Annotated in this window: 1 protein-coding gene; it reads right to left on the minus strand. The window is 66.1% G+C overall.

Annotated features, from left to right (window positions below; translation table 11 throughout):
• Positions 1 to 40 precede the first annotated feature (40 nt).
• Positions 41 to 1227 (minus strand): IS3 family transposase gene (locus ACZ7LS_RS36780; protein WP_385137464.1). Its coding sequence is split into 2 segments (ribosomal slippage): positions 41 to 954 and positions 954 to 1227, totalling 1188 coding nucleotides; the frame shifts between segments, so codons are not numbered across the junction.
• Positions 1228 to 1302: the final 75 nt, after the last annotated feature.

The raw sequence follows: 1302 nt of genomic DNA on the forward strand, positions 1-1302 counted from the left end.
TGAGCTGCCCCGAGTTTCGTAGCGGCCGGTTTGCGTGGTTTCAGGCGGTGTTCGTTGCTGCCTGAGATCGGTAGTGCTGGGTCTCGAATTCCTCGGGTGGGAGGTAGTCGAGGGCGGAGTGCAGGCGCTCGGTGTTGTACCAGCCGACCCATTGAACGACGGCGCGTTCGACCTGGTCAGCGTCGCGCCAGGGTCCTTGATGCTCGATCAGCTCGGCCTTGAAGGAGCCGTTGAGGGCTTCGGCCATCGCGTTGTCGTAGCTGTCCGCGACGGAGCCGACGGAGGCCGTCGCGCCGGCTTCGATCAGCCGCTCACCGTACCGAATGGATACGTATTGCGAGCCGCGGTCGCTGTGATGAATCAGGCCGGAGCACTTCTTGATGCCCCGCCGCCACAGGGCCATCTCCAGTGCGTCCAGAGGGAGATCGGTTCGCATGTGGGTGGCGAGCTGCCATCCGACGATCATCCGGGAGTACACGTCCAGGACGAAGGCGACATAGGCCCAGCCCGACCACGTGCGGATATAGGTGAGGTCGGCGACCCATAGCTCGTTCGGCCGGCTCGCGGTGAAGCGCCGGCTGACCAGATCGGGTGGCCGGGGTGCGGACGGCTCAGGAATCGTGGTGCGGCGCCGTTGCCCGCGGATCACGCCTTCCAGGCCGTCCTCGCGCATGAGGCGCTCGATGGTGCAGCGAGCCGTGATGATGCCCTCGCGCCGCAGCTGGCGGTGGATGCGCCGGGCTCCATAGGTCTCGCCGGACGCGTCATAGATGCGGCGGATGTGCTCGACGAGCTGTTCGTCGCGCTGTCGCCGGGCGGACTTCGGGCGCCGGCGGCGAGCGTTGTATGCCGAGACCGACAGGTCCAGTTCCCGGCATACAGGCTCGACCCCGAAGTCGTCGCGGAGGTGGTTGATCACCGCGTCAGCCTCGTGCGGGGCCGGTCGAGCTCCTTCGCGAAAAACACCGAGGCGGCTTTCAAAATCTCGTTGGCCCCACGCAACTCGGCTATCTCCTTGCGGAGTTGGCCCAGCTCGGCTCGCTCGGCAGTGGTCAGCAGGTCCGGCCGATCACCTTTGTCGGCCTCGGCCTGACGGACCCATCCACGCAGGGCCTCCTTGTGGATGCCCAAGTCCTTCGCGACATGGGCCACCGGACGCCCGGAGGTCTGGACTTCGCGGACCGCTCGCTCACGCAGCTCGTCGGGGTACTTCCGTGGTGCAGGCATCGGACCTGTGTTCTCCCATCCGCCAAGGCGATCATGCCTGGCTTCAGGGCCGCTACAAAATCCGGTTCAGCTCAC

Source organism: Streptomyces sp. NPDC039430, from assembly GCF_055639435.1.